The sequence below is a fragment of the Flavobacterium sp. S87F.05.LMB.W.Kidney.N genome (assembly GCF_004366435.1).
Classification (GTDB): domain Bacteria; phylum Bacteroidota; class Bacteroidia; order Flavobacteriales; family Flavobacteriaceae; genus Flavobacterium.
Genome location: NZ_SODX01000002.1, coordinates 287659 through 312688, shown reverse-complemented (window position 1 = coordinate 312688; position 25030 = coordinate 287659). Strand labels below are relative to the sequence as shown.

At 33.0% G+C, this 25030-nt stretch carries 16 protein-coding genes, 1 other RNA gene and 1 riboswitch; of the genes, 5 read left to right on the top strand and 12 right to left on the bottom strand.

Annotated elements, in window-relative coordinates; genetic code table 11:
- Positions 1 to 216: 216 nt before the first annotated feature.
- Positions 217 to 1419 carry an NAD(P)-dependent oxidoreductase gene (locus EDB96_RS07150; RefSeq protein ID WP_057116721.1) on the bottom strand — a complete coding sequence of 401 codons (1203 nt, stop codon included), beginning with the start codon at positions 1417 to 1419 and terminating at the stop codon, positions 217 to 219.
- A gap of 240 nt (positions 1420 to 1659) precedes the next feature.
- Between EDB96_RS07150 and EDB96_RS07145 the strand changes: the two genes are divergently transcribed.
- Together EDB96_RS07145 and ssrA are read left to right on the top strand one after the other, a co-directional pair.
- Positions 1660 to 2862: a serine hydrolase domain-containing protein gene (locus EDB96_RS07145; RefSeq protein ID WP_134139918.1), complete on the top strand. Its 1203-nt coding sequence runs from the start codon at positions 1660 to 1662 to the stop codon at positions 2860 to 2862.
- 67 nt (positions 2863 to 2929) lie between these two features.
- Positions 2930 to 3327, top strand: a transfer-messenger RNA (tmRNA) gene (gene ssrA, locus EDB96_RS07140).
- Between the two features lie 71 nt (positions 3328 to 3398).
- Here ssrA and EDB96_RS07135 read toward each other — a convergent pair.
- The 10 genes from EDB96_RS07135 to EDB96_RS07095 form a co-directional block, all read right to left on the bottom strand.
- On the bottom strand, positions 3399 to 4037 hold the full coding sequence (locus EDB96_RS07135; RefSeq protein ID WP_134139917.1) for a porin family protein: 639 nt from the start codon (positions 4035 to 4037) through the stop codon (positions 3399 to 3401).
- Between the two features lie 66 nt (positions 4038 to 4103).
- On the bottom strand, positions 4104 to 10247 hold the full coding sequence (locus EDB96_RS07130; protein ID WP_134139915.1) for a M4 family metallopeptidase: 6144 nt from the start codon (positions 10245 to 10247) through the stop codon (positions 4104 to 4106).
- Between the two features lie 97 nt (positions 10248 to 10344).
- Positions 10345 to 10482 carry a hypothetical protein gene (locus EDB96_RS21025; protein ID WP_166669277.1) on the bottom strand — a complete coding sequence of 46 codons (138 nt, stop codon included), beginning with the start codon at positions 10480 to 10482 and terminating at the stop codon, positions 10345 to 10347.
- A gap of 193 nt (positions 10483 to 10675) precedes the next feature.
- Positions 10676 to 12286 carry a tetratricopeptide repeat protein gene (locus tag EDB96_RS07125; protein ID WP_057116725.1) on the bottom strand — a complete coding sequence of 537 codons (1611 nt, stop codon included), beginning with the start codon at positions 12284 to 12286 and terminating at the stop codon, positions 10676 to 10678.
- A 170-nt stretch (positions 12287 to 12456) separates the two neighbouring features.
- The gene (locus EDB96_RS07120; RefSeq protein WP_057116726.1) at positions 12457 to 12705 is read right to left on the bottom strand and encodes a hypothetical protein; all 249 of its coding nucleotides are present in this window, start codon (positions 12703 to 12705) and stop codon (positions 12457 to 12459) included.
- Between the two features lie 267 nt (positions 12706 to 12972).
- Complete coding sequence (locus EDB96_RS07115) at positions 12973 to 13752, bottom strand: polysaccharide deacetylase family protein (RefSeq protein ID WP_057116727.1); 780 nt, start codon at positions 13750 to 13752, stop codon at positions 12973 to 12975.
- Positions 13753 to 13983: 231 nt separating this feature from the next.
- A complete protein-coding gene (locus EDB96_RS07110; protein ID WP_134139914.1) occupies positions 13984 to 15456 on the bottom strand; it encodes an aminotransferase class V-fold PLP-dependent enzyme in 1473 nt (490 codons plus the stop codon).
- A gap of 96 nt (positions 15457 to 15552) precedes the next feature.
- Positions 15553 to 16542, bottom strand: a complete 990-nt coding sequence (locus EDB96_RS07105) for a TlpA disulfide reductase family protein (protein WP_134139912.1) — start codon at positions 16540 to 16542, stop codon at positions 15553 to 15555.
- 249 nt (positions 16543 to 16791) lie between these two features.
- Positions 16792 to 16891: riboswitch (SAM riboswitch) on the bottom strand.
- Positions 16892 to 17157: 266 nt separating this feature from the next.
- Positions 17158 to 17508: a hypothetical protein gene (locus EDB96_RS07100; protein WP_134139910.1), complete on the bottom strand. Its 351-nt coding sequence runs from the start codon at positions 17506 to 17508 to the stop codon at positions 17158 to 17160.
- Between the two features lie 145 nt (positions 17509 to 17653).
- Complete coding sequence (locus tag EDB96_RS07095; protein WP_134139909.1) at positions 17654 to 19516, bottom strand: TonB-dependent receptor plug domain-containing protein; 1863 nt, start codon at positions 19514 to 19516, stop codon at positions 17654 to 17656.
- 67 nt (positions 19517 to 19583) lie between these two features.
- On the opposite strand from EDB96_RS07095, the gene EDB96_RS07090 reads away from it, so the two are divergent.
- The 3 genes from EDB96_RS07090 (at position 19584) to ligD (ending at position 24222) form a co-directional block, all read left to right on the top strand.
- Positions 19584 to 21080 carry a PLP-dependent aminotransferase family protein gene (locus EDB96_RS07090; protein ID WP_134139907.1) on the top strand — a complete coding sequence of 499 codons (1497 nt, stop codon included), beginning with the start codon at positions 19584 to 19586 and terminating at the stop codon, positions 21078 to 21080.
- Between the two features lie 116 nt (positions 21081 to 21196).
- Positions 21197 to 21652 (top strand): hypothetical protein, encoded by a 456-nt coding sequence (locus tag EDB96_RS07085; RefSeq protein ID WP_241774349.1) that lies wholly within the window; start codon positions 21197 to 21199, stop codon positions 21650 to 21652.
- Positions 21653 to 21660: 8 nt separating this feature from the next.
- Complete coding sequence (gene ligD, locus EDB96_RS07080; RefSeq protein ID WP_134139905.1) at positions 21661 to 24222, top strand: DNA ligase D; 2562 nt, start codon at positions 21661 to 21663, stop codon at positions 24220 to 24222.
- Here ligD and EDB96_RS07075 read toward each other — a convergent pair.
- On the bottom strand, positions 24219 to 24998 hold the full coding sequence (locus EDB96_RS07075) for a Ku protein (RefSeq protein ID WP_057116735.1): 780 nt from the start codon (positions 24996 to 24998) through the stop codon (positions 24219 to 24221). The genes ligD and EDB96_RS07075 overlap by 4 nt on opposite strands.
- Positions 24999 to 25030: the final 32 nt, after the last annotated feature.

Genomic DNA, 25030 nt, shown 5'->3' with positions numbered 1-25030 from the left:
TATGGTTGATGGTTGATGGTTGATGGTTGATGGTTGATGGTTGATGGTTGATGGTTGATGGTTGATGGTTGATGGTTGATGGTTGATGGTTGATGGTTGATGGTAACTATTATAAAAAAAAGGATTTCTCAGATTGAGAAATCCTTTTTTTTATAACCTTTTATAATTCACAATTAACCATTAATCATTCACAATTCACAATTCACAATTAAAAAATCATTTTCCGTCTACATAATCTTGTAAATAACTGAATCTCTCTGTTAATTTACCGTTTTCTGTGATTTTGGCTCTTTTTAGAATTCCGTCTTTATCACCGTTGAAGAAAGCTGGAATTACGTGTTCCATAAATTGTTCTCCAAAACCTTCGCTGGCATCTTTTGGAATTTCGCATGGAAGATTATCTACTGCCATAACAGCAACTGCTGCGGGATGGAAGAAATCAACTTCTTTATCTTCTAAAGGAAAATATCCGTACAAAGGCTCTGCAATTGTCGAAGAACGAACTGTACTCGCAATCGGTCCATTTACATCGCAGGAAATATCTGCCACGACTTTTAACTTACAATCGCTGGCATTCAGCATTTCTTTAGTTAAAATCATTGGTGCATTACTGGCATAAAAATGTCCTGCAAAGTAAATATCAGACACTTTGGTGAATCTTTCAAAATCAGATTCATATTCTTCTGGATGATTTACAAAATCATTAAAATCTAAAACCTGTCCGTCTTTTCTTTTGTTATACTCCAAAACATCAAGTTGCACATAAACTGCCTGCGCATATTTTTTCGTCAAATAATTATCAACCGTAATTTCTTTTACTTTTATAGCATCCAAAATTTCTTTAGCTCCGCTCCCAACCTTTCCAGTCCCAGTAATTACAAATTTTAAGGCCGGCATTGTAATGCGTTTTAAGTGCATTATCAGAGCTTCTTTTCCTGAAAGTGTTTCAGCTTTTGGTAACTTAAATAACTCGAATTTAATTCCGAAAGCACGAATTCCGTTATAAACACCAACCATTCCAGCATAACGTCCAAAACCAATTAAACGGCGGTCATGTTCGTCAACAATGGTTTCGTGGTCATACAAATCAATATTTTTTTCTAAGATTGCCTGCAATAATTTTCTATTGTGAGGCTGTTTTTTAATCGTATGAGAAAAAAAGAAATAGGCTTTGTTTGGAATCAAATCTTCGACAGGAACTTCTTTCACACCAAATAAAACGTCACAATCTGAAACATCTTCAGTAACGGTGATTCCCATATTTTTATAATCCTCATCAGAAAATATTCTAATATCCGAACTTTCTACTTTTACAGAAGCATCATGATAAAGCTGTTTTAATCTTGTGAGTTCATTTGGAGCAAATACAACTCTTCTATCTGGTGGATTTTTTCTTTCTTTTATGATTCCAAACTTCATTTATAAATGATTTTAATATTCAATAATATAACTTTTTATATTGTATTTGTTTCAAATATAACAAATTTAGTTAAATTTTTCTTTCCAAAATACTATTTAGAATGCTTCAAAAACGTTACAAGCTGAAAAACAAACAAATAAAATTTACAACTCTTAAAATTATGTTAAAAAGAGTAAATTAAACTGTATAAATTGAGAAAACAACAAAATTGAATTCGATATATTTGTTTTTAAAGAACGATGCAAATGATTTTCCTTAAAAAAACAAAGATACCACAAATACTTTTCTCAATTCTAGTTTTGAGTTCATGTGGTAAAAACAAAAATACACAAACAGATACTACTCCTACAGTCGAAGATACATTACCTAAAATGAAGCCGTTAGGTCCTGAAAAGAAAATTTCACAGGCCTATAAAAATTCGGTTGTTGGTAGAATCAATCATTTTTACAATAAAAACTGGCCTAATAATACTATGAATGGCAGTTTTTTAGTGGCAAGAAACGGCCAGATTATTTTTGAAAAATATAATGGGTTTGCTAATAAAAATGAAGGCACTAAAATAACACCTGAAACGCCTGTCCAAATTGCTTCTGTCAGTAAAGTTTTGACAGCTACAGCGGTTTTAAAACTCGTAAATGCAGGTAAAATTGATTTGGACCAGAAGGTAAATACTATTTTAAAGACATTTCCATACGAAGACTGCACAATCAGGATGCTTTTAAGTCATCGTACTGGAATGCGTAATTATGCTTATTTTACAGATAGGGATAAATCTGTTTGGGATAGACATAATCAATTAACAAACAAAGACATTCTGAATATTTTAGCAACAAAAGACATTGGTTTGGAATCTAAAACTGGAACACGTTTTAGTTATTGCAATACCAATTATGCAATGCTGGCTCTTATTATTGAGAAAATTACTGGTTTAAGTTATAAAGAGGCGATGTCTCAGATGATTTTTAAACCATTAGGAATGACGCATACTTATGTTTTTGACGATGATAAGGACAGAAAGAAAATTGTTCCTTCTTACAAAGGAAACGGTGTAGAAATTGGTTTCGATTATTTGGATAATGTGTACGGAGACAAAAATGTATTTTCAACGGCACGAGATCTTTTAAAATTTGACCGCGCGAGACAATCACCTGACTTTTTAAAACCTGAATTATTGAAACAAGTTTATACAGGCTATAGCAACGAACGTAAAGGGACTAAAAATTACGGTCTTGGAATTAGAATGATTAATTGGGAAACTGGTCAGAATTTTTACTTTCATAATGGCTGGTGGCATGGCAATACTTCGTCGTATATTACTTTAATGAAAGAAGGAGTTACCATAATTGCGCTTTCGAATAAGATGACAAGAAACACTTATGCAGTTCGAAAATTAGCGCCGATTTTTGGAGATTATCCTTTTAATTTTAAAGACGAAGAATAAGAAAATTTTTCTGAAAATTTTAGCATAAAGTAATTTCAAATAGCATAAATTTGCAATCCTATTTTTTGGGGTCGACTGGTTTTGACAGCAAGTCGAATTGAACAGTAAGCACGTCGAGCATTGAGACCTTGCTCGTAAATATAAGATCTCGAACTTTTACACGGCGAAAATAATTACGCTTTAGCTGCATAATCCGAATCATAGTAAGATTGCGCCACGTCTCTACAAGGTAGAGAAGCTGGATTCTCCTGGAAAGCCTTGGTTTGTGGCGTTCCGTCAAGGAGAACCGTAAAAATAAACCTAGATACCCATGAGCTTCGGGTGGGTTTCGAAAATTAAGAAGATAAGTGTTCGGTGGCTGTTTCTGGCCTAGCTTAACATCGAAAATCTAATCAGGAAATAAGCGTGTAGAAAGCTCTTTAGTTGCTTGTTTGGACCCGGGTTCGATTCCCGGCGACTCCACAAAAAAGCCTGTAAACTATTTGTTTACAGGCTTTTTTTATGTACTTAATTAAACCGCTTTTTACTAATTCACGTTATTTAAAAAAATAACCAATCGTTATTTGGAAAACTCTATTCTTCATGTCATTATTGATAACATAACTGACATCACTTTCTTTAAAAACATTAGAATATGATAGATTATATCGTAGGTCTGTGTAAAACTTATCTTTATATTGATAACCCAATCCAAAGTTTACAGAAGTATCAATACCTGTTGAGTATTTTTTCAAATCTAAATTTTCATGATTGTCGTAACCTAAAAAATTATCGTGATATTCATTATTAGCTTTTAGAAGTATTCCTATTTGAGGTCCTGCCTGCACACTTAATCCTTTTAGCACATAATATTTTAGCATTACAGGAATATTCAAATAGTTTAAGTCTATTGTGCTTTTATAATTGGAATTGGTTACATCCTGATCAGAAAAGGAGATTTTTGTTCCCTGCTGGCTGTACAATAATTCTGGTTGAATTGAAAAGTTTTTCGCCACTGGAATTTCGACCATTAATCCTGCAGTAAATCCCGTTTTGCTTGATGAATTCAATTCACTTTCATCAAAAGTAAGATTTGCTAAATTTAAACCCGCTTTTACACCGAGCTTGACTTTTTCAGTTTGAGCCATAACAGTCACACCTAAAAAGAGTGTGCATATAAGCATATATTTTTTCATAGATAATATTTGTTTGAGAATGGCAGCTCTCAAAAAGGAAAGCTGCCGTATTTCTATCTTAATTTGTTATTTTTTAATAACCTTAGCTGTGTATTTCTTGCCTTGTACAGCGCACTCTAAAACATAAACTCCAGAAGTTAATCCGCTTAGATTTACGTTTGATGGAATACTTGAATACGTTTTACTCCATACAGCTTTACCATCCATTGCATACATTTTGATTTCTGCCTGCCCATCAATCTTTTCAGCTAAAAATAGGTTTACATTATCAACAGCTGGATTAGGGAATACTCTAAAAGGGTTTGTTATTTTTCCAACAAGCATACCTTTTGAGTCAAATGGTGCTGACATACTATTACATCCATTATTATTTGTTACTTGAAGGCTGTAATTTCCTTCCCAAATTGTAATTATAGATTTTTCAGTTGCATTTGGTATTGGTCTTTCATTTAAAAACCATTGGTAAGATGTTCCTTCAACCGAAGTTGTTAATTTCTTCTCTCCCACAACCTGAATTTCTGGTACAATGTTGTTCTCCAAAATTGAAATCGTAGTACTAAAAGTTTTACCAATTCCATTTTCATTATAAACCGTTACAAAATAATCGCCGCTTTCTGTTGTCTTGTAAGTTGGCTCTGTTGAACCATCAAACCATTCGTATGATTTATAATTTCCAGGATTTAAAACAACTTCTGGACCGCAGACAGCTCCACTAACTAAGTCAGATTCGAAAGTATCAAATGTTGCCGTAATCTTTTCTGTAAGCGTACATCCGTTTTTGGTTGTTATCGTTACAGAGTAATCTCCAGCTTTATTTATTTCGATACCATTAGTACTTTCACCTGTACTCCATTTGTATGAAGCAACTTTTAATTTATCTGAATTAAAATTAGTTTGGGCATCAATATATAAGCTTTTGCCTGCATATCCATGAATTACTGGATTATCAAATATTTTAAAATCTGATGTTGTACCTTGATAAAGATAATTTTCGACTTTATTGTTTTGTGCAATACCGTCATTTTCCAATTTGGCAGTAACATTAAACACATGAGAATCTCCGCTGTTATCAAGTTTAGGCTGTTTCTTTAAAATATATTCTACGCTTTCGCCAACTAGAATTCCAGCTTCAATAGCTTCTGAAATAGTTTCATTTGTGTTGATATATTCCACATCTAATTGAATACTATTTGCAGGAATTGCAATTTGTCCTTCATTTGTCAGCTTTACTTTAAATTCAGAACCGCCGCATATATCTTTTGGTGACATTATTTGCACAGATACATCTAAAACAGGTTCGCTGATTATTTTTAAATCATCTAAAACCATATAAGAATATCCGCCTTCTTTAGCATGTCTAAGTCGAAGCATTACAGATTTTCCTGCATATTTACTTACGTTTACTGCTCCTCTTTGCCATTCAGTATCTGAATAAGTTCCTTGTTTAGCGTCTTTCCATATTTCTGTCCATTCACCACCTTGCGTTTTAATATCTATGCTGAATGAGTTCCTATAATTACATTGCATTGCATAGTAAAATTCTAAAGAAGTTGCATTTTCAGATAACTTATACATTGGCGAAACCATTTCTCCATTAATTGCATAATATTCAAGCTGATTGTAAAGCATTGTTCCTAAAGTATCTCCTGTATGATCTTTTTTCGGCAGTGTCAGATTTGTATTATCTGGCTTTGGAACAGCTCTCCACGGATAATTATCATCACTTTGATTTGAAGTGTAACCATTTGTTCCAAATATTGAACCCTGAGCTACACTTGAAAAAGTTTCAATATCTAGATTTGGTGCCTTAGCCACAACCTGAAAAGATTTTGTAAGAGTCGCAGCTTCAGCTTTTGGCTGGCCGTTTGTAATTACTTTTACATTGATTTCATAATTTCCTGGTTCTAACTTAGGAAGACCATCTAATGTGTAAACAATAGTTTGATACTGTAAGATTTGATCATTTCGTTCTAAAACAATTGGCTCTCCCACAGCTTTACCATTTTGGGTAATTTGATATTCTATCGAAGCTTTTTCTACTTTTTTATAAAATACATTTCTTGCCCCTATAAAAAATTGGTGAGAAGGTGCATCTTCGTAAACAATTTCAGGTACACTTAAATCAGATAACTGTACATATTCTGATTTCTCTGTAATCTTAATATTATCTACTGCAAAACCATTAGCAAATAACCCATTATCATAGTGCTGGAATGCTACAATAACACAAGGTTTTCCTGCATACGGAGTTAAATCTACGTGATATTCAATCCAGTTATTAATGTAATACATTTTAAATGCCTGTTCCCAGGTTTTACCACCATCTGTACTTACTTTTACATATCCGTCAGAAATTCCAGCGCCATCTCCAAAGGCATCAAATGTCAAGTGTGCTTCTTTGTAATTGCTCAAATCCAGCACAGGAGAAGTCAACATATCATTTGCAGCGTCGCAGTTACAAATATCATCGTTACTGGCCATAAATTTTGTATGCTCTGTTAGGTAAAAACTTGGAGATCTTAAATCTAAGTATGTTCCGAGTTTCCAGCCTGCAGCACCTTTGTTTTCAAAAGTTCTCCATCCTTTATATCCAGCTGCATCTTCAAAATCCATTGTATAAGGCAGCACAGCTATTTTCTCATCTTCATTGTTCCAATTATCGTAATCAAAAGTGTAAGTATTATTTTCTGGCTTGATATCCTGAGTCATATCATCAGGAAATACAGAAACTTTAATGGTATTAGTACCAATGCTTTTTAAATCAATATTCGGAATAGCGTACGTTATGGTATCTCTAAACTTAGTAAATGCCAATGCCACTTTTTCTGTTTTTGAATAAACTTCATTTTGTAAATTATGAAGAATTTTTACGGCAACATTTACCTGCTCTGCTTTTGTCGCAAAATTATTGATGATTTTAGTAGTTATTGTTGTATTAGTATTGTCAATTTTACAACTTCCAGCATCTATTTTTGCATCTAAAAGCACTAAGTCATAAGGTGCATTATCTACATGAATATTATCTATAAAGGCTCCTAAGAATCCGTCATTATAATCATCTGTAGCAACACGAAAACGAATCGCTCCTTTTTTACCTGCAAGTTCACTTAAGCGAATACCAATTGGCTTTTTACTAAAATCATTATTAATTCCAGTAAACCATGGGCCTGACAATACACCATCGTCATAAATATGTAAAGTTGAAGGATAATCGATACCGGTAACTTTTTTCCAGTTTTGATTATCTTCAGAATATTCTACTACTAATCCATCATATCCATTGTGAAACAATGAAATAATATCAAACTCAACATACGGAGAGGCAACATTACTAAAATCGAATACTGGCGATTGTAATGTAAAATCAGCATTCAAAGCCATTCTTTCAGAAGCATTTGCAAGGTTTTCAGTAGCCCACAAATATTTCGATTTTGTATCTCTAAATGAATAAGAAGATGCCTGCCAAATAAATTTTTGATTGGTAGCCAGTGATTTTGAATACCAGCCTCCCGGTGTTCTTTCAAAATTTTGATTGTAAGGAAACTGAGTAATAATACCGCTGTACGAAGCACTTATAGCACTATTATTAGCCGCTACAGGATCTTGGCTGTATGATACAAAAGCTTCATAAGTATGCAGACCTGCTGCTGATAAATCAATTGTGCCATCAAAAGGAATTGTCATTTCTGTATTTCCTTTAAATGCAGTGCCTAACGTTATATCTTTCCAGATGGTTTCGCTTCCTGGAGCTGTATCTGCATAACCCACTTTTAATTGAGATCCTGCTGGTATATCTTTACAGCCCACATTATAGATCGTTGCTGTTAGTGCATGATTTGCTGACAGCGAAGTGCCGGTATATTCCGGAAGATTTAATCCTACTACTTTAAGATCAAAATCTTTTTGCTCTGGAACAACCATAAAACTTGTAGTAAAAGAAATTCCATCTTTTGCGCCAAATTCTGTAACTGGAGCAAAATCAAATTTAACTTCTACATAGTTTAATTTAGTCGTGCTTATTAAGTAAGGAAGTTTTTCCTGAATTTTTACAATCGTTTCTTCACCAGATGCCAAATCTTTATCAAAATTAATAACGCCATTACTGCCGTAAATTTCATTCAATCTGCCGCCAAAACCTGGCACCATTAATCTCAACTTATAATTTAAAACCTCATTTGCTTTAATTACAGTTGAGCCTGTATTTTTAAATTTAATATAAAAAGGCTCATCTCCTTTTAAAGAACCACAGGATGCCACAGGATTTTCAACAGAAACAAGTGCTATTTGTTTATCTGCATAAGCAGTTCCAATACCAATTGCGTACCAGGCATTACTAACTTGTTTGTATTCTTCAGAACCTATTCCGTATAAATCTTCTGTAACCATTAAGGTTGCCTGACGCATATCGCTAAAGTTTGAAGAAGGCGACAAATACTCTGTAAGTGTTATATAGGCAATTTTCTCTGCTTTAGTCAGACCAATAGCTTTAACATCATAACTATTATTAAGGTCATTTACACCCTGACCGCCTTCGCTTAAAAGGTAAAACCAATAATTCGTGATACCGCTGTTAATGTGCACGCCGCCATTATCGTAACTAACATTTGTTGGACTTACCCAATTTATTCCTCCATAAGTATCAGGCTGACCCTGCGCTTTTGGGTTACCCATATTTCTCATACTGCCATGAGTGTACAGTTCACTTCCAAGCATCCAAATATCTTCTTTTTTGTCTTTTCCAACATAAAATTCAACACACGTACCAAAGATATCACTGAAAGATTCATTCATCGCTCCCGATTCTCCTTGATAAATTAAGTCGGCGGTTAAACCTGTTACACCGTGAGTTAATTCGTGGGCTGTAATTCCTAAACCAACATACGGCGTACCATAACCATCTCCAAATTGTGCCCATCCGCCAGTCCATGAAGCATTTTCGACATTAGTGCCTAAATGCGCAAGACCAATAATGGTCATTCCTTTATCATCGATACTATTTCGATTAAACCTTTCACCATAATATTCGATGGTTTTCTGCATACCCCAATGAATATCCATAGCAACCTCATCGTGATCTTTGTTATGCAGTTCATTCCAAATATTATCTTCATCAACAAATTCTGTGATTACCTCATCTGCAGCATGCTCGGCATGGTTCATATTCCAAGTAACCATTGGTACTTTATATTTACCTTGCAGACCTTCTAGTCTGTATCCGTCAGCGTATTGCTTGGTATTAAAAACTACTTCTCCAGCATATCTTGATTTACCTTTTCCTAGACTCTGATCGCCAAAAGCAGCATCACGGCTTAAATCAAGGTTTAAAACTATTTTTCCTGTATTTGCATCTACATAAATGGTATGACTTGATTGCGGATTTGTCGCATAAATATTAAATTTCCAAGCCAGGTAATATTCTTTTAATTCAGAAGAAAAATTAGGTCCAACATAAACCAGCTCCCCCTGTGGTTTTGTGCTAATGTTTTTATTAACCAATGAACCTAACTTTTTACTCTCCCAAATATATTGCTGTGCATTTACCGCTTTAAGCGCATTGTCTAAAGCTGTCGCTGCATTTATTTTATAATTGCTGCTTACGGTTAATTTCTTAGCCGTAGCACCAAATGCATCAATTTTAGTTTTATTTTCTCTAACCTTATAAATTGCTCCTTCGACAGGAACCGAGTTATGCATTTGCTGATACGTAACTACTGTTCTCCCATGAGTATCAGAAACTGATTTTACCTGCATTTTATCTGACGCAGCTAAATCAAAATCGCCTTTTTTAACCTCAAATATATTTTTAGCCGTTACGTTTGCAGTTTTTGCAAAAGACTTAACCTTTGTACTTACTGAATCCTGCGGATTTGTTTTTTGTACCGTACTACTTAGATTTTGTCCGTATAATTTTTGGCTTTCCTGTTCCTTCTTCTTTACTGCTTCACTTTCAGCATCAGAAAGTTCTATTCCGTTTATTTTTTCTTCTTTTTGAGTGAGAAGATTTGCAGTATCATTATTCTGACTTGAATATGAATCACTGGCATTTTTAGAAACCTTATCTTTTGTCCTGCTCAAAGTTGGTGATCCTAATGCCATTACTGCATTGCCCTTTAGTTTGTTGGGAACAGGTGACTGAGCCATTCCTACGGAACAGACAAAGAAACCTAACAAAACAAACAAATACTTGGTTTTAAAGTAAATTTGGTTCATTCGTTTTAAATTTAAAAATTAATAATATAGTATGCTTGGTTAATAAATATTGTGCTTCGATGGCTCATAGCAAAACCATAAAAGCAGTTTTTAAAAATCACTTCGGAGTTTGATCTTTAGGATTTTCTTTTGTTATTTTTTCTAGAATTTTTAAAAGGGTTTTCTTTTTTGTTTCTGTTTCTTCTAAGAGTTGTTCTAAACTTTTAGGAGGGATATCTTTTTTCTTCCTATTCATTCTAATTTATTTACTTCGATCTGCGCGCTAATCGATTTGGTAAATGTAGAATGGAGATTATGTGTTTATGCAAAAAAGGACTATTGCAAAAACACTCTGAGGCAGAAAAGTTCCACCCAGAAAGCACTCAAAAAAAAAATAAACCAAACTAAATCAGATCATTAGCTTGGTTTATTTTATGATATTAAATACGTTAAATTGTATTGAGATAAGTGGAGAGATTTACCTTTTCGTTGGTTAAATCAAACTTTTTACGCAGTCTCGTTCGGGCATTTTCGATAGATTTAAAGGATTGTCCTGTAATTTGAGAGATTTCTTTTGTGGTTAAATCCAGATATAAAAGTGCACACAATCTTCGATCTTTTGGAGTAAGAGAAGGATAATCCTCCGTTAATTTGTCGAAAAAAGATTTATGAACCTGCTCAAAACTTATTTCAAATTCTTTCCAGATGTCTGTATTCAAATTCTTCTCAAGACGCTTTAAAACTATATCAATAGCCTGTTGCATTTCTTTATTAACAGTTTTGAGTTTAATCTGTTTAAGATCCGTCAGGATTTCATTAATGCTGTCTGTACGATGTATTTCTGCCATTGCCTTTCCTATTAGAACCTTTTTTTTGGCTTCCAAACTTTCGTTTAAGGCTTGCATTTTTGTCTTTAATTTCTCTTTTTCGAGCTGATTTTTAATATTCTTGTTGCGGTATTTTATCAGTAAAATAATTAAAATCAATATCCCGATAACCAATATCAACCCTACTACATAATATTTAAATCGCTTTTTTTGCTCAATAAGCATCTTTATCTGGGTTCTGGCTTTGTAATCCTGTTCCAGCTTTATTCTTTCAATGTTTACTGTCTTTTCTTCAATATTTATACTGTCTTTAATGGCATTATATTTCTGAAAATAATAAACAGCATTTTTATAATCCTTCTTAATTACATAAACTTCATAAAGCATTTTATTGAGGTCTAAACCAGAAGAACTATATACATTTTCGCTGCATAATTCTAAACCTTTCTTTGCGTTTACAATTACGGTATCATAGTTTTTTTCTTTTAAATTATATTCAGAAAAAGACTGATATACAAAAGCCTGCAGTAAATTATCAACACGATTGCTCAATAAAGAAAAAGCTTTGTCAAAATACTCATCAGCTTGTGTCTTATTTTTTTTCAAAACATATGCTCTTGCAAGATTAGTGTATACGTAAACCTTTAGATCATCATTTTTTAAACTTTTATTTAGTCCTTCAGCTTTATGAAAATAATGCAATGAAGAATCTAAATTTCGACTGAGATATAAAGTCCCTATATTATTTAAAATTTTGACCAGCTTTACAGCATCATTTTTTGACTTTTGAAAACGATATACGTTTAAGAAACATTGCAGTGCTTTTTCTTTATTTTTCCCTTGTGCATAGATAATCGCAAGATTGTTTTCTAATTTGGATGCTTCTTCAAGGTTGCCATTTTTTTTGTAGATATCATAGGCTTTTAAATAATACTGAAGGGCAACATCTAATACCTCTCTCGCAGAATACATTTTGCCTGATGTAATATAAACACCAGCCAGAGTAAGTTCAGATTCTTTTGTTTTTTTAGCTTCAGTCTCAGCCAGTTCTATGTATTTTATAGCTCTTTCCCAATCTGTTTTTTGTAATCTTAAAGCAATTTTGCGACACAGTTCTACTTTTTTCTGATGATTGTTAGTAGTATTTACACTATCTATCAGTTCTTGTGTTGACTGTGAATAAATAGTAAGGGGAAGCAAAAAAAGCCATAAAAAAAATAATCGTGGTATCATTTTTAAAAATTCTATTGGGAATTCCAAATTTAAACAATATAGAAAGCTAAATCCTAAATAAAACTCTTAAAAAGCATTCTGCTGCCGAAAACTTAAATATCTAGGAAATGTTTTTTATAAAATTTTTAAAAAGTATATGTAAAAAATTGATTGAAATAGAGTCTCAATTTTTAAGATTCATCTGTGCTTCTTATCATAAAAAACAATATTTCTTCTTCTAGTTCTTTTGATAAATTTTCACATTCCAGCTTACGTCGAAAATTTTTTTCAAACCGTTTCTTATAAACCTGTGCATTGACAACATTACTGCAATAATCATCACAGATGGTTCTAAACTTATCATTTGTTAAGTAAAGAACTTTCATAGATTCAAAATATTCCGCAAATTTGATATTATATAATTCTTCAGGCACAGTCATAATTTAGAATTTAAAATATAAATTTTTACACTTTTAATCTATGATTAACAGTCTCTAAGAGAAGAAAATAATTCCATAAAATTTCTTTTAGGAACTAAGCAGTAAATTATTTCTATACTAAATTATAAATTTAAAACGCCATTTGTTTTACAAAGATGTTGCAAGTTATAATTTGCAACAATATTAAATTTGAAGATTGTTTTTTGCAACAATATAAACTCAAAGTAATAATAAATAAAAACTGATCAAGATTATCTTTAAAATCTATTATTCTTCAGGAAGTAAATTATCTAAATCTGATAAAGTGTAAAATTTAAGTCCGTTAAGTTTCATGTACTTACAGACAAATTCTAAAGTTTCGATTTTGGTCTGATAATTTTCGGTTACATTTTTAACTGGTTTGTGACTGCATAAAATCAAAATTTTATCATTTTTCTTGGCGTAATCTAATAACTCCAAAAGATATGGAATACTAAAATGAATATGGCTGTTATCTATATCAAACGCAAATACAATTTTTGAATTATTAAAATAACTGTCCTGCTTTTCAGGAACTTCACCTCCAAATGCCCTGCCTCTAATAATTTTAAATTTGCTCGACAAAGCCTTATCAAGTTCTTGAGACCTTTCGCCGTAAGGATAGGCAAAAGAAGTAACATTAAAAGATTTCTTTTTCATCGAAGCAATCATTGGTTCTATTTCCTGCTTCATATACTCGTCTATTCCATTTTTTTGTACAAATTTCACAGCATTATAATGATGATAACCGTGGCCGGCAATTTCATGCCCTTCTTTCTGCATTTGAAGAAGCTTTTTAATTTGAGGCTCTCCGATAGAATCTATTCTGCAGACATTAAAAGTTGCTTTCCAAGAATATTTTTTCAAAGCGGCATCAGCTTCAGCCCACTCATCTACGTACGCATCATCAAAAGACAAAATCACACCAGCTTTATAAGGCTTTAGCTCAGGTTTTTCGTTTTTTGTATTACAGGAAAAAAAAGTTACGAACATTAAAAACAGCATTGTCTTGAGAAAAAATAGCTTCATACAGAGTTGAATTAAATTGAAATTTTAAATGTTCTTTAAAGAATAGAATCATTCAAATATAAACACTTTTTGAGATATTTTACTTACACGCTGCAACAAACGAAAACATATTTTCCTCTACTGATCTTCTTAGAATACTATACTTCTAATTACTTTTATAATATCTAACACTAAAGCTAACAGGTTTTAAAAAAACTTGTTAGCTTTAATCTGTGATAGTAATAGAATATCTTATTCCAGTTTAAACCATTCATTTACTTCTTCTGAAATTGTTTCTTTTATTTCTGGATTTTCAAATTCATTTGAAACCGAATTATAGACATAATCTTTCTTCCATTTTTTATAATGCAAAGCGATCTGCTCAATTGCATCGCATATAAATGTAACCTCATCGTTTGTCATAATCGGATGCAGTGACAAACGAACCCATCCTGGTTTATTGGTCTGGTTTCTTTCTAATAATTCATTAGTAAGTTCTGCCGATTTTTTTTCATTTATATTGAAAAGATAATGCGCATATGTACTCGCACAAGACCACCCGCCGCGAACCTGAATTCCGAAACGGTCATTTAAAAGTCTTACGATTAAGTTGTAGTGAATATCTTCGATGACAAAAGAAACACAGCCAATTCGTTCTGTCGTAAGGTCTCCTAGAATGGACAAACCCTTTATTTTTTGAAGTCTTGAAAAACAAAGATCAAGGAGTTCTTTTTCTCTGTTTTTAATGTTTGAAACTCCCATTTTATCTTTTAATTCTAAAGCTAAGGCAGTTCTTATTACTTGTAGAAAGCCTGGCGTTCCGCCATCTTCTCTAACTTCTATGACCTCGCTATAACAATATTTACCCAGCGGATTGGTCCATTTTACATTTCCTCCGCCCGGATTATCTGGAAATTCAGATTTGTATAATTTTTCATTAAAAACCAAAATACCGCATGTTCCTGGTCCGCCAAGAAATTTATGAGGCGAAAAGAAAACAGCATCTAACTGTTGCTCTGGATCTTTTGGATGCATGTTGATTTTAACATAAGGTGCCGAAGCTGCGAAATCTACAAAGCAAAGTCCGCCGTTTTGATGCATGATTTTAGCCAATTCATGGTAAGGTGTAATAATTCCAGTAACGTTTGAGCATGCTGTGAACGAACCAATTTTTAAACTTCTGCCGGCATATTTTTTAATTTCTTCCGAAAGAATTTTAGGATCAACCAAATTATTTTCATCGGCAGGAAGAATCACAACTTCGGCATTCGTTTCGTACCAAGAAACCTGATTCGAATGATGTTCCATGTGTGTGATGAAAACTACTGGTTTATCTGCTTCATTACTGGTTCGCAGTCCCATAATTCTTTGCAGCTTCGATAAAGCAGCAGTCATTCCGGTTCCTGTTGTGATTAAAACATCAGATTCATTTGCGTTAACCGACTTCTTAATAATATCTCTGGCATATTGATACGCGTAAGTAGACGTTTTTCCAGTCTGACTTGAAAGCGAATGCGTATTGGCAATCATCGGGCCCATTTTATTAAGCATAATATCTTCGATCGGATTGTATAATCTTCCGCTGGCAACCCAGTCGGCGTAAAGCAGATTCTGCTTTCCATATACCGATTTATAAATATGATTTATACCTACTGTATTTTCTCTAAATTTAGAGAAGTAACATTCTAATTCAATTGGCTGTGTTTCTGTCTCAATAGCATTCATTTCCTGATCATTTTAAATTAACTAAATTTTTTATTGATGAACTTTAATTTTTTGGTGAGCAAAGCATTTTGACTTGACTCTACGTTTTTAAAACGTTCATATTTTTTTCTCTAAAAGCGATTTAAGTGTCGACTGTAATTCTTCGCCTTGAAGATTTTTGGCTACGATTATTCCGTTCGAATCCACTAAATAATTTCCAGGAATCGCTCTTATTCCATATAATTTCGCAACGGCGCTGTTCCAAAAAAGTAAATCGGAAACGTGCAGCCAGGTTAGATTATCATCCTGAATTCCTTTGATCCAGTTTTCTTTCTTTTTATCCAAAGAGATTCCAACAATATTGAATCCTTTATCGTGAAATTCTTTATAAGCGGCTACGATATTTGGATTTTCTCTTCGGCATGGACCGCACCACGAAGCCCAAAAATCGACTAAAGTGTAACCTTTTAAATTTTCATAAAAACGGATTGGTTTTCCCTCAGGATCATTTGCAGTAAAATCTGGAGCTTTTTTCCCGACTGCTAATCCGTCCAAAACAAGGGCAAGATCTTTTAGTTCTTTCACGTAAGTAGTATTTTGCTGGGTTTTATCAAGCAAGGCAATATTTTGTCTAATTTGTTCTGGTGATAATCTATAAGACCAATTTCTATACAATACATAAGCAGAAACAATTGAATTAGGATTTTCTGTAATGAATTTACTGATTTCTACATCTTTTGATTTTTTGTAAGTTTCAAATAAATCTTGAGAAGCAGAACCTTCGACTACAGAATTGCTGTAATATTTCTTCGGACTTAATTTTACTGTAATCGGGCTTTTTTCAAGAAAAATATACAAAGGACTGCTTTCTGTATTCACACTTAAACCATATAGTTCTGGCGTTTTCACTTTAGTTTTAAAACTAAAATTTCCGTCTTTTACTTTTACCGAATCAATTGTGGTAAACATTTTATTATGAAACTTTTGCAGATAAACATAATTGACAACTGTATCAACAACAGTTCCTTTTAGTTGTAAATTATTTTCCTGTGCCTGAGTTTGCGTAAAGCCAAAAAGTAGCGTAAAGCCTAATAGTATTTTTTTCATTTTATTTTGATTTTTAGTTTAAGATTGGACAAAAGAATTCTAGGCCAAAGTCACAAAGGCTTCTAGAAAATGCTGTTTAATAAAAAATATTGGGGAGAATTTAATGTCTTCACATTCGGAAAAAAGCAAGACTATTTTCTTCGAAAATTAAATTCAAAAGTTCGTAACCTGAGTATAAGATTGATTCGGTTTTCATTTTAAAAAAATAAAGTTTAAAAATATGACCTTATTCAGATTTGGAGGAAATCTTTCTTATCTGTCCACCATAGTGGAAGGATTTAGCACCTTATTCGGTAACAGGTTGCTAAGACGTCAATGGGCCTATTCCCTCGGTCTTTCTGGATAAGTATCATTCAGAAATTTTCTGTGATACAAATATACATACTAATTCTATCAAATTAGTAGTATTTAATAATATTTTTTAAAATTTTATTTTAAGAGTTGCTCAAAACCCTTTAAAACACTCTGAAAAACAATTATTTAATCCTAAAATAAATTTCAATTAATTTTTATTTTTAGAACAGTAATTCCTAATACAATAGCTTTAAATTCTTTACTCCATAAAAAAACTCATTTCGTTTTGAAATGAGTTTTTAACTTTTCTGACCGAATAAATTATTTATTCTTTCTTTTTTTAGCACTTTCCGTCTGCAGTTTAACACTGTCTTTTTGCACTCCTTTTGAAGGCGTGTAGGTAGACCCATCTTGTGCACTTTCTCCTGGCCCGCTTCCTCTGCCGGCTGTACTTAAAGAATCTGTATTACCATTTGCAGATGTTGGCGTTTGAGTAGTTACAATATTGGTTGATGTAGTTGCAGTATCAGAAACTTGTTCTGTATTTGTTGTATCAAGTGGAACACTGGAAGTTTCTATTTGATCGCTGTAGCCGTCATTCTTTTTACAAGAAAACAGCAATCCAATTACAACTACATAAAATATGACTTTTAATTTTAATAAAGCTTTCATAATAAACGTTTTAATATTTACAAAAGCTAAGTAACTACTTATAAAGCAGTTTATTTTACAATATTTCTATTGAATTTTATATAACCGCAATTGGTTTGATTAGCAATAAAAAAGCCTGTAAATTTCGATTTACAGGCTTTTAAAACTAAAAAGTAACCAATTTTACTCCCAAAGTAAACCATCTTGAAGGCAGAGGCACCGCTCCTACTTCATAATAAGTAGCATTAAATATATTCTGCGCATCTAAAAAGATTGTAAGTTTTTGAATAGATTGACTTATTCTAAAATCATTTACCCAATAAGAAGGTCCAGTAATTCTTTCGTCAAAGCGTGTTGCAAACAATACGGAAAAATCTCTGTATTGATAATCGATCGTATTTGTTATTTGATGTTTCAACGAAGAAATAAGATACTTAGAATATACTTCGGTACGAGAACTTTCAAATTGAGAATCTAAATAAGTATAAGCTAAAAGAATATTTAATCTTGAATCTTTAGAAAAATCAAATCTGTAATTACCTCGCAAATTAATTCCGTTTGTTTTTAAATCGCCGGTGTTTTGACTCTGCCAAGGCTGAGTAGTTAAGTTACGCATCCAATCGATGTAATTGTTTATTTTTCTGTAAAAATAATTGGCATTGAAACTTAAAGCTCTTTTATTGTATTTAAAACCAATTTCACTTTGAAAAGCATTCTCTGAATCTAAATCGGCGTTACCAATATTTCCTGTCTGCTTTAAATATAAATCTGTAAACGATGGAATTCTCTGGCTTGTTCCCACATTTCCAATGATTTTAAATGCATCTGTAATGGCATAACTAGCATCAATTCCAGGATAAACCTGCCATTTATAATCAGAATTATAATTTAAATAAGTTCCTAAATTTACGTCTAGTTTTTCTGTAAAACTTGTTCTGTATTCGGCATAGATTCCAACATTCTCACGGTCGTGATCGCCAATATTAGTAGAATGAATATTTTCATTTCTAAATTCTGCGCCAAAACCAATTTCGCCTTTAGACAATTTAACTGTCGAATTCAATTCTCCAGCGATAGAATTAGTATAATGCTGACTTCTTCCAACATTCAAATTTGAGTTTCCTAAGTAACGGTAATCATCATAATTATAGCGGTAAGTTACTCTCGGCATAATTTTCCAATTTTCTGTAATAGCATGTTTCGACTGGATATTGGCAAATGTAGTCTGCACTATTTCGGTAGAATTGCGATCTCCAGGCGCTGCATAAAATCCGTTTGCTCCAAAGCCGTTTTTGATGTAACCTGCCGAACCTAAAATTTCATTAGAATCATTGATCTGTACATTTCCTTGGTAGAAAATTTTATTGTTTTCAAATGCGGTATTATAACGGTAACCGTTACTTTTATCGTGCGAAGCAAAAATTAAATGCTGTTGTTTTTCTTTACCTAAAACAGCTCCTGCCTGAACACCTGTTCCGTAAAAAGTGTCTCCTGTATCTTGAGTATCTTTTTCAAAATTAGAACCCGCATAAGTACTTACCAAAAATCCAGAATCTGTTGGTTTTTTAGTTACAATATTAATTGCTCCCGTTAAACTGTTAATTCCAAAAACTCTCGCAGCTGGTCCACGCACTACTTCTATTCTTTCGATTGCTTCTACCGGAAGAGGCAGATTTAGCATATTATGAGCGGTTTGCGAATCGATTACTTTTGCTCCATTTAGCAAAACAACCGTCTGTTCAAAACTTCCGCCATCTACACTAATATCGGCTTGAGTTCCAAACGGACCTCTTTGTCTAATGTCAACTCCGTTAGCATATTGTAATACTTCCTGAAGCGTTCTTCCTGGAAGTTTTTTAATGGTTTCACTTGTTATAACATACACATTTCTATTTTGTTTAGAAATTGGGGTAGTAAAACGGTTTTCATTAATTATAACTTCCTCCATATTATTGATGGAATCTTTTTTGGTCTGCGCGTAAAAATTGGTACAAATTACTGTAAAAACAGCAAAATAGATTTTTTTCATTTGGTTAACGTTTTTTTGGCAAAAGTAGTATCTTGCCGTACTAATCAAGTATACCAGTTTTGTAATTATGGATAGTCCGGTTGAAATTCCTTTTAAAAGCTTTATTCAGCTCAAACCAGAAGAAAATACAGCGCTTTATCTTCAGATTGTTTTTGAATTTATCAAAGCCATACAAACTGGTTTTCTTCCCGAAGGAACAAAACTTCCCGGCACAAGAATACTCTGCAAAGTATTGGCTGTCAATCGCAATACATTAATTAAAGCTTTTCAGGATCTGGAATCGCAGGGATGGATTGAAACGCTTCCGAATAAAGGAACATTTATTTTATCACAGCAAAAACAAAAAAAACAAATTGAATATACTGTTGTAAAAGACCAAAATCAATCTGAATTAAATACTGGTTTTACATTTCAGCGTTCTACGATTCTTGAAAATCCAACAGAAATTAGTAATCTGCCTTATCAATTTAATGACGGGATGCCCGATTTGCGATTGGTGCAAACAGATGTTCTGGCAAGACTTTATGTTTCTAAATTAAAGAGACGAAAAACTTCTAAAACATACGAACAAATCGAGCTGCGATCACATTTAAATTTTAAAACCCATTTTTCCAATTATTTAAATCTTACGAGAGGAATTCGTATTTCGACTTCAAACCTGCTTACAACCAGCAGTCACGAAATAAGCTTGTATCTGGTTACAAAAGTGCTCATAAGTCCTGGCGATAAAGTTGTGGTGGCTTCTCCCGGCTATTACATGTCCAATATGACTTTGACCAATACTGGAGCTCACATTATTTCTATTCCAGTAAATGAAGACGGAATTGACACCAAACGATTAAAAGAAATCTGTGAAACTTCTACCATCAGAGTTTTGTATCTTACTTCCAATTATCATTATCCGACGACAATTTTACTGAGTGCTAAAAAGAGAATTGAAGTTTTGGAATTGGCGAATCAGTATGGATTTGTGATTCTCGAAGATGATTATGACTTTGATTTTCATTATGATAACAATCCTGTTTTACCGTTGGCAGCATTTGATTCTAACCAGCGTGTGGTTTATATAGGATCTTTTGGAAAATCACTACCTTCGGGATTTAGCTATGGTTTTGTTGCTGCACCATCTGAATTTATTAAAGAACTGGAAAAACATCAAAACATTCTCGAACCCGGAATTGATGTTATTAAAGAACAGGTTTTAACCGATTGGATTACTGAAGGAGAAGTGCATCGGCTTTCTAAAAAAAATAAAAAAATCTACAAAGAACGCAGAGACTATTTTGTTTCATTACTTAATGAAAAACTAAAAGGCAAAATTAAATTTAAAGTACCGCCGAGAGGTTTAGCCATTTGGGTAGAATGGCTTCCTGATTTTAACCTTATAAAATTTCAGAAAGAATGCTCTACAAACGGATTATTCCTTCCTAAAACCATTTTGTACCAAACCAAAGATCTTACTGCAACCCGTTTAGGGTTTGGAAATTTGGAGCCAGAAGAAATGGAAAAAGCCTTAACAATATTAAGCACAAGTCTGGAAGCTACAGTTTCTTCCCACAACTAATTTGAACAAGTATCTCATATACTGACAATTATGTAATTTGTAATTCTAATCCTATAAGCAGAAAAGGTATTTGGAAACTAACTTTGGTATCAATTAGTCTCTAAATCACCTATATCATGCTTTATACTATTTTACAACTATTATTAGTATCTATTGCGGCAACATCTGCCATGACATGGTTTAGTTATGCAATGTCTAAAAATTTCAGGGAATTGTATAAAGAGCCGGTACTCTTGAGTTACGCTATTGACAAAATGAAAATTGAACTTTCAACACAAGCAAAAATAAATTGGGGATGGATATTGCATTATGCAATTGGTTTTTTGTTTGTAGTTGGATATCACATCATTTGGGTAAAGAATATTGCACCAATTACACCGTTAACTGCTCTTATCTTAGGCGCTATAAGCGGTATAATTGGCATAATCAGCTGGATAATCATTTTTAAAATGACCCATCATCAACCCCCAATTGATTTTAGAGGTTATTATATTCAGCTGTTCTTTGCCCATATAATTTTTGCTGTTGTTGCGACTGCACTTTATGCTATTATGTTAACCCTGATAATCTAAGAAAACTTATGTCACTGTCTAAATACAACCAAAAAAGGGATTTTAAACAAACACGTGAGCCCAAAGGAGAAATCGAAAAATCGGCTGACAAGTTAATTTTTGTGGTGCAGAAACACGCCGCATCACATTTGCATTATGATTTTAGGTTAGAAATGAATGGTGTTTTAAAAAGCTGGGCTGTTCCAAAAGGACCTTCAATGGATCCTGAAGTAAAACGTCTTGCTATGATGGTTGAAGATCATCCTTATAGTTATAAAGATTTTGAAGGCACTATTCCTGAAGGAAATTATGGGGCAGGAAATGTGATTGTATGGGATAATGGAACTTATACTTCTGATGAAAAAACAGCATCTGATGAAAAACAATTACTGGCCGATCTTAAAAAAGGGCGTTTGAGTTTTATCCTAAAAGGAAAAAAACTTAAAGGCGAATTTTCTCTGGTAAAACTTCATGGAAAGCAGGAAAATGCCTGGCTGTTGATTAAAAAACACGACAAATACGCTTCTGATTCTGATGTTTTAGAAAACGATAAATCGGTTATTTCTAAAAGAACTTTGGATGAATTAGAAAAGAGATCTGAAAAGTTAATTTCCAAAACTGAAGAAAAAAGTGAAACTAAAAGTGCCGTAAAAAAAAAGCCTAAAGCAAAAACTGCCGAAGCAGGATTCTTAAAACCTATGCTTGCCAATATAACTGAAAAACCTTTTGACGATGAAGAGTGGATTTTCGAAAACAAATATGACGGTTATCGTACAATTGCTGTAGTTAATCCACCAAGTGTAGAATTATTTAGTAGAAATAAAATTTCGTTTGACTCTAATTTTAAACCAATTGCAGAAGAATTAAAAAAAATAGATCATACTGTTATTCTCGATGGCGAAGTTGTAGTTGAAAATGATGCTGGACGTGCAGACTTTCAAATGCTTCAAAATTATCTTAAAACCGGCGTTGGCAACTTAAAATATTATGTTTTTGATTTATTGAATTTAGACGGAAATTCAATAACCGATTTATCTCTTCTTGACCGAAAAGAACTGCTTAAAATCTTATTTAATAAATATGATTTTTCGAATATTTTTTATTCTGAACATACAATCGGAGATGGAATAAAACAATTTGAAAATGCCCGAAAAAGTAACAGCGAAGGCATTATCGCTAAAAAAGCAGACAGCTCATATTCCGTAGGAAATAGAAGTAATAATTGGCTGAAAATTAAAATTTCTAACGAAGAAGAAGCTATCATTATTGGAGTTACTGAACCTAAAAATTCCAGAAAATATTTTGGTGCAATTCTGCTGGGGCAGTACAACGGAAAAGAACTGCAATTTATTGGAAAATGCGGTACTGGTTTTACAGAATCTGTTTTGAAAGAACTTTATACCAAATTACAGCCTCTTTTTATTGATAAGTCACCACTTAAGGAAAAAGTGCTTTTACGCGACAAAATTCAATGGGTTAAACCCAAAGTAGTTTGTCAGGTAAAATATTCTGAATGGACGCAGGACAAAAATTTAAGACATCCGGTTTATTTAGGATTGAGAATAGACAAAAAAGCCAGCGAAGTAAATTTCATTGGCAATATCAAAGAGAATAAAAAAACCAATGATAATACAACTGCAATGGAAGATTTAAAAGAACATAAAACTGAAAATGATTATGATTTGAAAATTGGTAAAACGACTTTGCATTTAACCAACCAAAATAAAATCTATTTTCCTAAAGACGGAATCACAAAAGGCGATGTCGTTCAATATTATAATGAAGTGGCACCGCTTATGCTGCCATATTTAAAAGACCGACCAGAATCTATGAATCGTTTTCCAAACGGAATTGATTCTCCTAGTTTTTATCAAAAAGATATTGATTTGGATAAAACACCAAAATGGCTGAAAACCAAAAAAATATTCTCTGAATCGAATGATGCCGATGTGAATTATTTGATTTGTAATGATAAAGAAACCTTACTTTATATGGCAAATCTTGGCTGTATAGAAATGAATCCGTGGAACTCAACTATAAAGCATATTCAAAATCCAGACTGGCTGGTAATTGATTTAGATCCTGCTACAGAAAATGATTTCCCATTAGTAGTACAAACAGCATTAGTGGTAAAAGAAGTGATGGATGAATTGGAAACGGAATGTCTCTGCAAAACTTCTGGCGCCACTGGACTTCATATTTATATTCCGCTTGGAGCGCAGTACGATTATGATTCAATTAAAATTTTAGCCGAATTAATTGCGAAAGAAGTTCATGCAAGACTTCCTAAAATTACTTCTATTGAAAGAAGCATCAAGAAAAGAAAAAACAAATTATATATAGATTTTCTGCAAAACCGCCGCGGGCAAACTTTGGCTGCGCCGTATTCTGTCCGTCCAAAACCTGGCGCTACAGTTTCTACACCTTTAGAATGGAGTGAAGTCACAGAAAAACTGCATCCTTCACAATTTACTATTAAAAATGTATTAGGCCGTTTTGAGAAAAAAGGTGATTTATGGCAGCCTATTTTATCAAAAGGAGCCAATATTAAAAAGATTATTTTAAAGCTGGAAGAAAAACAAAACAGCTAAGATGATTTTTTCTTTTTAGTTTCCAGACTTGCTTTTAGCATTTCCATTAAGTCGTCACTTTGTTTGTGTACGACTTTAAGTTTTGGAGAAGCTTTTTGTGGTTTTCCTTTGGCTTTCTTTTTAATAATGTCCAAAAGTTTGGCAGTATATTCGTCTTTAAATCCTGTAATATCAAATTTCTCAGTAAGCTGATCGATTAGTTTTTCGGCCATATCCATTTCTTTTGTAGATTTTTTCGACATTGGCGGTAATTTTAATTCACTTGTACTTCTAATTTCCTGTTCAAACCGAATTCGATTTAAAACAATTACATCTTTATAAGGTTTTAAAATCGCAAGGCTTTCTTTATTTCTTAAAACAAAACGTGTTACCCCGACTTTTCCTGAAGCCTGAAGCGCGTCACGAAGCAGTCCGTAAGCATTCATTGCACCTTTGTCTGGTTCAAGATAATACGGCTGTTCATAGTAAATACTTTGAATTTCTTTTTCGAGAACAAAACTTTCAATGTCAATAGTTTTCGTTTTGATGGCGTCTGCAGCTTCAAAGTCTGAATCGTCTAAAATGACATATTTATCGTCAATTTTATATCCTTTGACAATATTAGCAAAATCGACTTCTTTACCCGTGCTTTCATTCACACGCTTAAACTTGATATTTGCATGGTCTTTTTTATCCAGCATATCCATATCAAGACTGCTTTCCTCAACCGCCGAAAACATTTTAATTGGAATATTAATTAAACCAAAACTTACCGAACCTGTCCAAATTGATCTCATGATTATTGTTTTAGAAATATCTCCCTAAATTA